7 protein-coding genes are annotated in these 14,162 nt (G+C 40.4%); 6 read left to right on the forward strand and 1 reads right to left on the reverse strand.

Annotation, left to right across the window (positions count from 1 at the left end):
* The first annotated feature begins 85 nt into the window (after positions 1 to 85).
* The 6 genes from recC (at position 86) to DO88_RS13220 (ending at position 13,106) form a co-directional block, all read left to right on the forward strand.
* Positions 86 to 3,385, forward strand: coding sequence for an exodeoxyribonuclease V subunit gamma (recC, locus tag DO88_RS13245; RefSeq protein WP_033038413.1), 3,300 nt, complete (start codon positions 86 to 88; stop codon positions 3,383 to 3,385).
* Positions 3,372 to 6,935 (forward strand): exodeoxyribonuclease V subunit beta, encoded by a 3,564-nt coding sequence (gene recB / locus DO88_RS13240; RefSeq protein ID WP_033038414.1) that lies wholly within the window; start codon positions 3,372 to 3,374, stop codon positions 6,933 to 6,935. Before recC ends, recB begins: the two co-directional genes overlap by 14 nt.
* Positions 6,932 to 8,911, forward strand: coding sequence for an exodeoxyribonuclease V subunit alpha (gene recD, locus DO88_RS13235; RefSeq protein WP_033038415.1), 1,980 nt, complete (start codon positions 6,932 to 6,934; stop codon positions 8,909 to 8,911). Before recB ends, recD begins: the two co-directional genes overlap by 4 nt.
* A 119-nt stretch (positions 8,912 to 9,030) precedes the next feature.
* Entirely contained in the window at positions 9,031 to 10,356 is a 1,326-nt protein-coding gene (locus tag DO88_RS13230) for a methyl-accepting chemotaxis protein (RefSeq protein WP_033038416.1), read from the forward strand.
* A 562-nt stretch (positions 10,357 to 10,918) separates the two neighbouring features.
* Positions 10,919 to 11,989, forward strand: a complete 1,071-nt coding sequence (locus DO88_RS13225; protein ID WP_007375307.1) for a hypothetical protein — start codon at positions 10,919 to 10,921, stop codon at positions 11,987 to 11,989.
* A gap of 55 nt (positions 11,990 to 12,044) precedes the next feature.
* On the forward strand, positions 12,045 to 13,106 hold the full coding sequence (locus tag DO88_RS13220) for a hypothetical protein (protein WP_033028311.1): 1,062 nt from the start codon (positions 12,045 to 12,047) through the stop codon (positions 13,104 to 13,106).
* A gap of 67 nt (positions 13,107 to 13,173) precedes the next feature.
* Here the strand turns inward: DO88_RS13220 and ttcA are convergent, their stop codons facing one another.
* Positions 13,174 to 14,088, reverse strand: a complete 915-nt coding sequence (gene ttcA / locus DO88_RS13215; RefSeq protein ID WP_033028310.1) for a tRNA 2-thiocytidine(32) synthetase TtcA — start codon at positions 14,086 to 14,088, stop codon at positions 13,174 to 13,176.
* Positions 14,089 to 14,162 lie beyond the last annotated feature (74 nt).

Raw genomic sequence — 14,162 nt, forward strand, 5'->3', positions numbered from 1 at the left:
TTATTAAAGCCAATTACCCGTTTGCGCTACCCCTAATATTGAAAATATCTTACACTGGTTTTATCTCAAGCAAGGTCAGTGTTATATGCTAAATATTATTCAATCAAACCGGATGGAAGCCCTGCAAGCGCAGTTCCATCAGCTGTTAAAAGTAAACCCATTGCAAAGCCCGTTCGACAAAGAAGTAGTGCTAGTGCAATCGCCGGGTATGTCGCAGTGGTTAAAAATAGGTTTGAGCGAAAACTTAGGGGTCGCAGCGCAGGTTGATTTTCCGCTGCCGTCGAGCTTTATTTGGCAGTTGTATCAGCAATTGCTGCCAAATGTCCCTAAAGAGTCGGCATTTAATAAGCCCAACCTTGCTTGGAAACTGTTTGCAATTTTACCAACCTGCATTGATGAACCGCTTTATTTGCCGCTAAAAACCTATTTAGAGGGCGATATCGACGGGCAAAAAACCTTTGCGCTGTGCGAAAAAATAGCCGATGTGTACGACCAATATTTAATGTACCGACCGCACTGGATAGCCACATGGGATAGCGGAAAAGATGAGCTTGATGACGTAGATGTAGCCATTGCCCCATGGCAGCCTGATTTATGGCGACGCATTGTAAAACTAAGCCAAGACCTTGGGCAAAGCCAATTTCATCGCGCTAACATGCAAGGGCAGTTACTTGCAGCACTTGAGACTATGGACAATAGCATACTGCCACAACGCATTAGCTTATTTGGTATATCGGCGATTGCCAGCTCCCAGCTAGACGTATTTGAAGCGCTGAGTAAAAAAACTGAGGTTATATTATTCTTTTTTAACCCAAGTGAGCACTACTGGGGCGATATTATAGATGAAAAAACAGCAGCTAAAATAAGCGCTAAATACGCCAAAATGCCGCTGGTGGAAGCGCAACAAAAAAAACAAACCAATCCAGATGAAGAATACTACTTTATAGGTAATCCGTTGTTATCGTCGTGGGGTAAATTAGGTCGCGACTATTTTGAACAACTTGTACAGTTAGATGCCCGTTGGATTGATGGTTTTATTGATGTGTTTGACGACACCTTACTAGGGCAAGTACAAAGCGAGATTTATCAGCTTGCATTTAAAGGCGAATCACTGACTGATAACAAAGAGTGGTTTATTAACGACGAAGGTAAATTACCAATCAGCGCAACCGACACCAGTATTACGCTCAGCGATTGCCATACACCGCTTAGAGAAGTTGAGCGCTTGCACGACTACTTACTTAACTTATTTAATCAAAACCCAACGCTTACTCCCAAAGACATAATTGTCATGATGCCCGATGTAGGCACTTACAGCCCCTACATTGAAGCCGTATTTGGCGGGGCACAAGGCAGCCGCTTTATTCCTTATGCATTGGCCGATTTAGCCATAGAGCAAGAAAAGCCCGTCCTTAGCTCATTTGCGAGTTTAGCTAACTTACCGTTTTCGCGCTTTGGTGTGTCGGATATTCTCGATTTATTACAAGTGACGCAAATAGCCGAAAAATTTGGGCTTGAAGCGCACGAATACGAGCAAATTCAATATTGGCTTGAACGTGTTGGGGTTAAATGGGGTATAAACGCAGCGCATAAAAGCAGCTTTGATTTACCCGCTATTGATTTAAATACCTGGCAACATGGGCTCAACCGTTTACTGCTTGGCATTGCCATGCGCGACGAACAATGTCCGTTTAACGGTATTTACAGCGCTGATGAAGTAGAAGGTATGGCGCTTGATACACTCAACAAGCTCGTGCATTTTATTGATGTACTGCAAAGCTTTAAAGAGCAGTTAACGCCCGACGATACGCTCACTAATAAAGCGCATATTTTAAGCGAGCTGTTAAACGCCATATACGAAAGTGAAAGCGATGACAGCTGGGATTTATTAGTACTTCAAAACGTGCTCGAAGAGTTACAAAAACACCACGACAACGGCGATTACAGCAAGGCGGTTTCGCAGCGTATTGTTAGTTACTTAATTAGACAAGGCATTCAAGAAAAAGGCGTGGGGCAGCGGTTTTTGGTCGGGCAAGTAAACTTTTGTACGCTTATGCCCATGCGCGCCGTACCATTTAAAGTGGTATGCATGCTGGGCTTAAACGATGCTGACTACCCGCGTAACGTACAACCTATTGGTTTTGACTTAGTGCCTTACTCTAAAAAGCAAAAAGGTGACCGATCACGTAAATTAGATGACCGCTACTTATTTTTAGAAGCACTACTGAGTGCCCGCGACAACTTATACATGAGTTACATTGGTCGCTCGTGTTTTGATAACCAACCGCGCATGCCATCAACCCTTGTAAGCGAGCTGTTAGAATATATTGGGCGTAGTTTTGTATTAAGCGAAAAGAGTGAAAAAACGCTGCCCGCATGTCTAATTAATCAACAGCATTTACAGCCCTTTAATAGCCATTACTATTTAGCCGATGAGCAAGCAAATACTGTACTGAGCAACCACAGTTACAATCCAATTTGGCTGCCAAGTGAGTCAATAAAACCACAGCCGGTTATTGCGCTTGATGTGATTGTGCCAGATCAGCTAGATCTCGATGTGTTTATTAGAAGCGTGTGCAGCGCACAAGAGAGCTTTTATCAACAAACATTAGGTTTGCGCCTGCCACAATTTAACGAAGTAGCAAAAGACGAAGAACCCTTTAGTTTAGATGCGCTGCGCCGTTATTTTTACCTTGATGAAATACTCGAAGCAAACATAAACGAGCAACCACTGAGTACCGAGCAAATACTGCAGCGAGGTGAGTTACCTCAAGCCAATGTAGGCAGCCTCATATTTGAGAGTATGGAGCACCGAGTTGATGCGCTTGCAGGGCAAGTAAAAGAGCAGATTAAAGGCGGAAAAAGTGAGCCGATAGAAGTTTTGCTTACCATTGAAGGCACTAAAATAGAGGGCTGGCTCAATCATGTGTATTTGCAAAAACAAGTGTTTTACCGCAGTGCGAGTATTAAAGCGAAAGATTTAATTAAAGGCTTTATTTATCACCTCGCAGCGCAAAGTATGGATCAACAAGTAGAAACATTGTTACTTGGGCTTGATAAGCAAATTACCTTTGCGCCAATTAATAAAGCTGATGCCGATGCATTGTTACTTGATTGGTTTGAGTTATACAAAGCGCTGCGCGCAGAGCCTGTGCCGTTCTTTCCGGTAAGTGGTTATGAATACGTTAAAAGCGGCGGCGATATAACAAAAGCAATGAGCAAATTTAGCCCGCAATACATAGGGCGAGGCGAGGGCGAAAATCCGTATATTCGCTTAACGGTGCAATCGCTAAACGACTGCCAAGAAGAATTTATAAAATGGAGTGATAAATTGCTCACGCCTTTATTCGAACACGCAAAGGAGAGTGACCATGCAAGCACTTAATCCTCTTACTATGCCGCTCATTGGTCAAAGCTTAATAGAAGCCAGTGCGGGTACTGGTAAAACTTATACAATTACGGGGCTGTATTTACGTTACTTACTAGGTATGCAAATAGAGGGTGAGTTAAATACGCCGCTCAGTGTTGAGCAAATTTTGGTAGTAACCTTTACCGACGCTGCCACCCAAGAAATTAAAGACCGCGTACGTAGCCGAATTATTGCTGCGCGCGACGCATTGCTTGGGCAAGACCCAAACGACGAACTCATTGAAGGCGTAATTGCCAAAATTGATGATAAGCACCGCGCGTTTGATTTACTCGATGCAGCAGCTAAATCAATGGACGAAGCCGCTATTTTTACTATTCATGGCTTTTGTCAGCGGATGCTAAAACAACATGCGTTTGAGTCGGGTGTGGCGTTTAATCTCGAATTTATTTTAGATGAGCGCGACATACTGCTCGAAACCATTAAAGATTTTTGGCGCGCGTTTGTATACCCACTTAATAAAGAACGCACCGATGCTATTTTAGATGTATTTGCCGCACCCGAGTCTTTATTCGCTCAAGTGGCGAGCATTTTAAACAAGGCTAATGCGCACATTACACCACAAATAAATTTAGATGATGTATGGAAAGCCCGTGACGAGTACATAACCCGTGTGCCTGCATTTAAAAAAGCGGTGTTAGAGCAAGAGTTTATAGGTGCTATTAAAGGCTCGGGTTTAAGCGGGTCTAAAACGCCAGCACGAAAAGGCAGCCTTAGTGCGCTTGAGGCATTTTGTTTAGGCGGCGATTTGTTTTTTGAATTTGGCACTAGCAAGTATTCGTTTGAAGTATGGAGTACAGAAAACTTAAGCGATGTAGCTAATTATAAAAAAAATCAGCCATTATTTGTGCATCCATTACTGAGTCAGTTTGACGAGCTTGCCGCCCTAAATAACACCATAAACCAAGGGCTCAAAATAGCAGTTATACAACATGCAGCACGCTGGGTAAAAGGTGCAATAGTTAAGCGTAAGCAAGAGCAAAGCGTGATCACCCCAGATGACTTATTGACCAATTTACACAGTGCGCTTAATAACGAGCAAGGCGACGTACTAGCGCAAAAAATTGCGCAGTTATTTCCGGTTGCCATGATTGATGAATTCCAAGATACCGATCCGATTCAGTACGGTATTTTTAGTAAAATTTATGGGCAACAAAATACCACGCTTGCCATGATAGGCGACCCCAAGCAGGCTATTTATGGCTTTAGGGGCGCGGATATTTTTACGTATATTGGCGCAAAAGAAGCTGTACAGACTGATCAGCAATTTACGCTGGGTACTAACTTTCGCTCAAGCACCGACATAGTCAATAGCGTTAATAGTTTATTTGGCAAACATGCTAACAGCTTTATTTATAACGACGCTATACCCTTTAACGCAGTAGCTGCTAAAGGTAAAAAAGCGGAAGACTCTTTTTTAATTGATGGCAAACCCGCGACCGCATTCGAATTTAATGTATTTGTGGATGAAGCCGCCGATGAAAAAAACAAACCAACCAACAAAGGTGTAGGGCAAGCACATTTAGCCACTCACTTTGCTAATAAAATAGTGACCCTGCTTGAAAAAGCAAAACAAGGGGATGCGTGTATTGGCAGTACCCCTGTCAGCGCTGCCGATATTTGTATATTAGTGCGCGACCGTGTTGAAGCGCAAATAATGAAAAAAGCGCTAGGTGATGCCAAAATTTCCAGCGTGTATTTATCGCGCGAGAGCGTTTTTAGCCAAGAGCTTAGCCATCACCTACTTAACTTTTTAACAGCGCTGCATGGACAATATGATGAGTCATTGCTGCGCGGTGTTTTAGCGGGTCCGCTATTTTGTTTAAGTTATAACGAAATACATGCACTCGCTGATGATGAAAATAAATGGCAAGACTACTTAAACTTTTTTGCACAACTTAGCCACATTTGGAACAAGCAAGGCGCTATGGCAATGCTTGAGCGCTTAATGAGCCATAACCAACTTAGCGCTAAATGGCAAGGGTTAGGATATAACGTTGAGCGTTGGCTGACGGACTTTAGGCACTTGGGCGAAATACTTCAGCAAAAACAAATAGAGCTTGAAGGCACGCTGCGTTTACTGCGATGGTTTGCACAAAAGGTAAGCCAACAAGACGGTGAAACAGTACAAGTACGCCTAGAAAGTGACGCCAACTTAGTTAAAATTGTCACTATGCATGCCTCAAAAGGGCTTGAATATCCACTGGTATTTATGCCGTTTGCCAGTGGTTATCGCGAAACAAAAGAAGCGCTTTATCATAATAATGGCAAGCTAGTTTACGATTTAAGTAAAGACGAAGATGCCCTTCAAAAAGCAGAACAAGAACGCCTAGCTGAAGATTTACGCCTGCTTTATGTAGCACTTACTCGCGCCGTACATTTTTGTGCGCTTGGTGTTTATAACATAGGGCAAGGACAAAGTAGCCGCTTGGCTATGCAAAGTAGTGCACTTGGGCATGTTTTATTTGCAGGGCTTGAACTTGCCAGTAGCCAAACATGGCGCACGCATTTAAGTGAGTTTTGCGACGCTAACAGCGCGATGAGCTATCAGCAATTTACCTCACAAACATTATTAGAGCAGGGAACACTTTGTTTTAATAACAGTGAAAGTGCGCAGCAAACGTTAAGTGTTAATAAAGTAACGGCAAATATTGAGCGTAACTGGCGAGCAACTAGCTTTAGTGCATTGAGCTTTAAAAAGCACAGCGACCAATTAGCCCCAGGGCGAAGTGATGAAGATCACGAAAAAGACGAGTTTGCAGTGCAAGAGGACGAACTACCATCACCTTATAGTTTTCCTAAAGGGGCAAAGCCCGGTAGCTGTTTACACGAAATATTTGAACAAATAGATTTTACTAGCCCAATAGTTCACCCTACTAATACTGAGCAAAACTTATCTGAGGTAGTTAAGCGCAGCCTTGAAAAATACCACATAGGTGAGCAATGGCGAGAAGTGGCTGAAAAATGGGTGCTTGATGTTCTTGCGTGTCCCCTAGATAAGAGCCTTTTGTCATTGGGCGTGCTTACACCCAATGATTGCCTAGTCGAAATGGAATTTAATTTACCTCTTGAGAGTTTAAGCGCACCTAAGCTAAACGAAATACTGATTAAACATTTTGGTTTTGCACAAAGTAAGCTTGAATTTTCGCACGTAAAGGGCTTGTTAAAAGGCTTTGTCGATTTAATATTTTGCTACCAAGGTAAATATTATATTTTAGATTATAAGTCTAATTATTTAGGTAGCACGCCAGCTGATTACGAGAGCGACATGCTTGAGCAAGCGATGAGCAGTCATCAGTATCATTTACAGTATTTAATCTACACGGTAGCACTGCATCGGTTATTAAAACAACGCATAGCCGATTACTCAATAGAAGCCAATTTAGGCGGTGTGTATTACACCTTTTTACGTGGGATGCCTGCAGGGCAAGGCGTGTACTTTAAAAAGCTAACTGTAGAACAAGTGATTATTTTAGATGGCTTATTTAGCCAAGGAGCCATGCTATGAGCGATTTAAATGAGCAACCTGGCTTGTTTGACGATATAGACGACGTTGTGTTAAATAATACGATTATCGAAGTCCCGTTACTTGAGTATTTATTAGCGCAAAATCGACTACGTGTGGTTGATGTTAAACTCGCAGAATTACTGTGTGCTAATGACATTGAGCAAACTCATAATGAGCTGTTTTATATTATTTTATTACTTTGCTTATCGCAGCAAAGTCAGCATAGCTGCCTAACTTTAAATGAGGTTGATTGGAATAATCCTTTTAACTTGCGCAATAGTGACTTTAATAAACTCGATGGCAATGTACCCAGTACGCTAAGCCCGTTTGGTGATGACTTTAACGTACACACAGCGCTTAGTTATTTACAAAGCCATGAAAGCGTAGGCGAAAATAAACCACTGCAACTGTTTAACGAGCGACTTTATTTTGCGCGCCTTGCCGGTTATGAGCAAACACTCGCGGATAGATTACTAAGTATGAGCGAGCGAAAGCTCAATATTAACAATGAAGTATTGGCTGAACTTTTAAATACCTATTTTCCTGCAGATTCTGCAATTAAAACTGATTGGCAAAAAGTGGCATGTGCGATTGCCGCCACCAAAGGCTTTAGCGTGATCACGGGTGGTCCTGGGACAGGTAAAACCACCACAGTGACTAAGTTACTGGCTATTTTACAGTCACTTTATAAAACCGCGCCGCTTAGCATTAAGCTGGTGGCACCGACTGGTAAAGCCGCTGCACGTTTAAGTGAGTCTATTTTGGGCGCTAAAAATATGCTCACAACGATTCCTGATGATATAAAAACGCTGATACCGCAAAGCGCCCAAACTATTCATCGCTTATTAGGCGTAAAACCGTTTACTAATAAATTCAGACATAACAAAAGCAATCCGTTGCATTTAGATGTACTAATTATTGATGAAGCCAGTATGGTCGATTTATCGCTGATGGCTAAATTAATAGAAGCACTACCTGCGCATGCGAGATTAATATTCCTAGGTGATAAAGATCAGCTTGCCTCGGTAGATACCGGCAGCGTAATGAGCGATTTATGCCAAGGTTTAATACTTGAGCAAACGCCAAGCTACTCGCAAGCACGTTGTGATGAGCTAAATAGCTTATGTTTTAATAATGAGCCTAAGCTCGTAGCGCAAAGCGTGAGTGAATTTAAACTCGCAGATTGCGTTGCCTTTTTACAGCACAGTTATCGATTTGATGCACAAAGCGGCATTGGTCAACTCGCACTTGCGGTAAACACAAATAACACCGGTATTTTAAATTACGTTGAGCAAGAAAGTACTGAAGGGCGTTTTAACGATGTAATTTTAGATTACGACTTTGTAGCAAAACCGATTGAAAAGCTTGTTAAAAGTGCAGCAAGTCATTATGCAAAATACCTTAACTTAATTGCCCAAGGTGCAGATGTTGCACAGGTGCATGCTGCTTTTGCTAGTTATCAGCTTTTAGCTGCGGTACGAGAGGGCGATTACGGCGTGCATAGCTTAAATCAGCGAATAGAGCGCGTATTGCAACAGCAAGGTTTAATAACAGTTAGCCCTAATACTCACCACTATACGGGTATGCCTATTATGGTGAGCCAAAACGATTACCAGCTTAAGTTATTTAACGGTGATATTGGTATTTTAATGCCTGATGAAAGTAATCAACTCAAAGCCATATTTATTGATGAGCAAGGTAATCAACGAGCATTTTCACCTGCACGACTCCCTGCGCACGATAAAGTATACGTAATGACTATTCATAAATCACAAGGCTCAGAGTTTAGTTACACCGCTATGGTATTGCCACCGCTAAAACAAGCGCGTATGGGTATTAACCGGCAATTGGTGTATACGGGGATAACCCGCGCTAAAAATAAGTTTGAACTGGTGGCTGACAAAAAAGTACTGCAACTTGCAATGAATAAGAGCGTATCAAGAGCATCTGGTTTATATGAAAGGTTACAATTTTAAGCTTAGTTTGTATTTTTGATTAATAATTTAGCTTCAAACTGCTTGTTATTTATCGCGTTATTATAAATGTCTTCTATACTAAAATTAATTTTATATTGAATGTGTTAGTAAGGATATTAATGTTTTTTTCTAAAAATAAGCAAAATGAAATAGCCTCTTTAAAAGCAGAACTCTATCCTTTACAACAAGTGTGGGAAGGGCTTTACCGAGAGATGTTAGTACTGAACATTCTCTATGATGGTAGGATTTCGCACGCCAACGATAGATTTTTAGAAAACTTAGGCTACAACGAAGACGATCTTACTAATAACTCTTTTGATGATTTTATTACTGAGTCGTCTCGTCAATCTTCAGAATTTAAAAGCCTACAGCAAGCTATAAAAAAAGAAGGACATTGGGGAGGTGCATTACAAATTGCGCGCGGTGATGGTAAAGCTGAATGGTTACGTTTAATAGTACACCCAGTAAAAGGTGAGCAAGACCAGCTGCTCTATTTTTCTATATTCGGGAGTGTACTTACAAAAACAATTACAGCTTCTCGCGAGCAAAGCGACACTATTAAAGCAATATATCGCTCTATGGCTGTAATCGAATTTGATTTAGAAGGACATGTTTTAAAAGCTAATGATCAATTTTTGGTAGCTATGGGCTATAAAGAAAGTGAAATTATAGGCAAGCACCACCGTACATTTTGTGAGGGATCAGAAGCAAACTCTCAAGAGTACTTGCAATTTTGGACTAAGTTGCGGGAAGGAAAATTTATTGCGGAACGTTTTAAGCGCGTAGATAAACATGGCAATATTGTATGGTTAGAAGCGTCATACAATCCAATCTCAAATGATGCAAATGAACTTTATAAAGTAATGAAATTCGCGACAGTTATTACAGAGCAAGTAAATCAAGAAATAGCAATATCACAAGCGGCCGAAATTGCTCATGGCACCTCAACCCAAACCGATAAAAAAGCAGAGCAAGGTGCGCTTGTTATACAAGATACAGTCGCTGTTATGACTGAGTTGGCCGTTAACATGGAGCAAGCTGCTAGTGAAATATCAGCGCTCGATCAGCAGTCACAACAAATTGCGAGCATTGTACAAAGTATCAGCAGTATTGCCGAACAAACAAATTTATTAGCGTTGAATGCCGCAATTGAAGCAGCTAGGGCTGGAGAGCAAGGTCGAGGTTTTGCTGTTGTTGCAGACGAAGTAAGGTTGCTTGCATCGCGTACCTCAAAAGCAACAGAAGAAATTGTTGAAGTTGTGCAGCGTAATCAATCACAGACACAAAATACGGTGGCTGTAATCGAGAAAGGTAAAGAGAAAGCAGAGCAAGGTTTAGCATTATCTAAAGAGTCAGGTGATGTGATGCAGGAAATTCAACAAGGTGCGCAAGAAGTTGTGAATGCTATAGGGCAATTTACTAATGAACTTAAAGCTAATGGTTAGCCTAATTGTCTCCTCATTTTAAAGCTGGTCTTCCTAAAGCACTTAAACATTAAAGGTTTAAATGCTTTAGAAAAACTTAGCCACATTTGCATTCATAAACACGAAGCTAACCGAATTAGTTTAATTTTAATACTCCTCAGTGTAATCTTTTAAATCAGTCCAATAATTTCAAATTTAACAATTATCGTTTTGTTAACCCATTAATAAATTTTAAATAAATTATTTTCCAACACAAATGATAATAAAATGTTGCATTTTAGTGGTTTGTTCCTAATACTGTTGAATGCCTGAGCTGACAAGCTCAAGTACATTGAACATGAATACCTTAAATATAAATAACCTGAGCTTTAGATAGTAAATCTATCTCAAACTGCTACTTCAGCGCCAACTGCGATTGCAACAGATCCACTACTGACGAGTGAATTAGCCTTGTTTTCACTGAAAATCGCTGGCTTAGAGAAAAACAAATTTGACTATCATTGTGGTTCAATATGTTAGTAAATCTATTAGTTAGAGTTGAGGTTAAATAGTAAATATAAAACACACCACATTAAGGAATTGTATGAACAACAACAAACGCACACACAAACTAATAAAACCAAGCCATTTACTTGGTGCGGGACTCGCTATGTTAATGAGTTTTTCCGCTGCGAGTAAAGATTACAAAATTATATTAATTCATGGCTTACAAGTGTCGCAAATAACAAATAAATCAGGCAGTGATGTTGTCAATGATGGTGAAACATATTGGCAATCGTACTGGAATAATCGCGCTGACGAACGCATTGATTGGCCTTCATACGAGCGTGTAGAGGGTAAAATAGCCACTGATTGGGTTTGGCCTAAGTTGAAACAAATTTCGCGTTCTAATTTGTGTAACGATGGCTGTGTGCTTGTAACTCATTCTACAGGTGACTTAGTTGCACGCCATATTATTGATAATCAAGAAAACTGGTTAGAAAACGCGGGGCTACAACCGCTTAATATTGTTGCTACGTTTGATTTGGCAGGGGCTGGCGGTGGAAGTGAGCTCGCTGATATTGCAGTGAGTGCATTAACCGGTGCTTCATGGAACTTTGCGATAGATGCTGCACTCAAATGGTGGTTAGGCAGCGATGTAACGCAAGCAATTGGTGTACTACACGATTTAAAAGTAAATAATGCACGTAAAATTTCACCATTTCCTGACGCACGCACACCACGCTTACGTTTTGTTGCTGATGGTAATGCATACTTAGGCCTAACGGGTGGTTTTTTAAGAGGTAACGATGACTCCGTTGTAGCATCACACTCATCATGTGGGGCAAGTTCTGTAGGATCGTTTGGAAGCTGTAGCCGCAGTATCGATACAGATGGACAGTTAGATTCACAAGGCGATGCAGTAACAAGCTTTATGCCAAACCATTATCCTATGATGATGAGTGATAGCTATAGCCACAATGAAATTCATAATGCACAACGCAAAGGTAATGTAACTATTGCGATGAATAATGTGAATGTTGATGGCCAAAACGTAGGTTTTAATACGTTTGATGAATCAACAGGTACTTGGTTTTGGAAAAAACAATACCGGTACATAAAGGATTCTAATAATTTAAGTGCATCGGCGCTTATTTATAATGTGATTCCATAATATAAAAGCGTGCAGTTACTAACTGCACGCTTTATGCAGGATATGAATATAGCCTATGAAAAAATTTTATCTGATCACTTTAATCATTAGCGTTGCTTTATTTGTGCTGTGGTTTACAAATAATAATGACTCAAAAAAACTGGATGAGACAGAAAAAAAACCAATATCAAAGTCTCTTAGCGCCCCAAATACAGATCCTGTAAAAGTAATAGCCATTGATGTACCTAAAGTAAAAAAAACACCATCTAAACAACAAATTGCTTTTAATGAAGATTTAACAAAAGCAGCTGAGCAAATAGTTATGCAATACGAAAGTGCACTTAAATTTCCTCCTTATTCTCAACCGTTGAGCACATTAGATGAGGATCGTCTAAAGCCAAACCAGTTTTATCCGGTATCGAGCCCAATTGACGAAACTGGCTCTGCGCTTACGTTAAGCCTTGAGCAGTATCGTTTTGTATACCCAGAAGAAATAAGGTTAAATGTAAGCGCGCAGGGGCTCGGTAAAGTGGTGGTTGAGCTGGCAAATACAGACACAAAAGAGGTATTAAATACTCATACTGGCAGTGCACACGAAGGAGAGGCGAGTATAACGTTTAAAGCTAAAGAAGATTATCCTCGTAGTTTACAATTGTTTGTAGAGGCTGATGTGGCAGGTAAAAAAGTACCCGTAGTTGCGCAAATTCAATATATGCCACCAAGTGCAACCTTAATTGGCTTTAATACAGCTTATGCACAAAATGAAAATATGCTTATACCAGCAAATCTAACCGTCATAAAAAGCGGTTTATATCGGGTGAGAGCTAATTTATATAATGGTGATACACCACTAGCTCATTTAGTATCAAAGAAGAGGTTAACGCAGGGGAATCAAACACTTAATCTAAAAGCTCACTGGTCTGTATTACCACAAGGTATTACAGAAATGCGCTTAAGTGACTTTGTTGTTGAGAGAATGTCACCAAGCCCAGGTGAGCGAAACAGCTTTGGAAATAGTGAAATAAGTCAATTTGATATTAACGATTTTTCGTACGATAGCTTGCAGCAATTACCCTATCAGGCTAATGCACAAGAAAAGCTGAGCTTGGAGTTTTTACAAGGCTTAGCTGAAAGTTGAAAATAGAGCGTAATACTAAGTTTTTAAATTTTAAGGGTTTGTATATAAATACAAACCCTTAAATTAGTTAGCTTAGATTTATAGTAACAACACTTGGCGTTTCTTGTTCATCAAGTTCATTAGTAACAGGCACTTTAGGAATGTCGGGTTTATCAAGGGCGATATCACCACCATTAATTACTTCACCGGTTTGTAAATTTTTAAAATCAAATAGATCAGCATCGGCCAAATGCGAAGGAACTATATTTTGCATTGCAGTAAAAATGCTTTCTATACGTCCTGGGTGCTCAGCATCCCATTTAGCAAGCATCGCTTTTGTATGTTTACGTTGTAAGTTTTCTTGCGAGCCACATAAATTACAAGGAATAATAGGGTAACCTTGTGCAAATGCGTATTGGGCTATATCGGTTTCTCTGCAATATGCAAGCGGGCGAATAACCATGTGCTCACCGTTATCACTCATTAATTTAGCGGGCATACTCTTTAGTTTACCGCCGTAAAACATATTTAAAAACAAGGTTTCAATCATGTCGTCGCGATGATGGCCAAGCGCAATTTTTGTAGCACCTAGCTCTTTTGCTGTGCGGTATAAAATACCACGACGTAAACGAGAGCAAAGTGAACAGGTTGTTTTCCCTTCAGGAATAATATCAGTCACAATACTGTAAGTATCTTCTTCTACAATTTTGTATTCAACATTTAATTTATCAAGGTATTGAGGCAATACATGCTCAGGAAAATCTGGTTGTTTTTGATCAAGGTTTACAACAACTAGATCAAACTTTATTGGTGCAACACGTTTTAAATGCTGAAGCATTTCAAGCATTGTATAGCTGTCTTTGCCACCTGATAAACACACCATTATACGGTCACCTTCTTCAATCATATTGAAGTCCATAACGGCTTGACCAGTTTGGCGACGTAAACGCTTTTGCAGCTTATTTAAGTTAAATTGAGCTTTAGCTTGATCTGAGTGTGACAATTACGCCCCCTAGTAAAACAATGCAGCAAAGTTATTTGCTAAAAATAAAGGGGCGTATTATACCCAAACCACCT

The organism is Pseudoalteromonas sp. S3431 (genome assembly GCF_000690035.1).
Classification (GTDB): domain Bacteria; phylum Pseudomonadota; class Gammaproteobacteria; order Enterobacterales; family Alteromonadaceae; genus Pseudoalteromonas; species Pseudoalteromonas fuliginea.

Coding starts and splice junctions, on each gene's coding strand:
- DO88_RS13225 (WP_007375307.1), top strand. CDS start 10,919: ATGAACAACAACAAACGCACACACAAACTAATAAAACCAAGCCATTTA.
- DO88_RS13230 (WP_033038416.1), top strand. CDS start 9,031: ATGTTTTTTTCTAAAAATAAGCAAAATGAAATAGCCTCTTTAAAAGCA.
- recD (WP_033038415.1), top strand. CDS start 6,932: ATGAGCGATTTAAATGAGCAACCTGGCTTGTTTGACGATATAGACGAC.
- recB (WP_033038414.1), top strand. CDS start 3,372: ATGCAAGCACTTAATCCTCTTACTATGCCGCTCATTGGTCAAAGCTTA.
- recC (WP_033038413.1), top strand. CDS start 86: ATGCTAAATATTATTCAATCAAACCGGATGGAAGCCCTGCAAGCGCAG.
- DO88_RS13220 (WP_033028311.1), top strand. CDS start 12,045: ATGAAAAAATTTTATCTGATCACTTTAATCATTAGCGTTGCTTTATTT.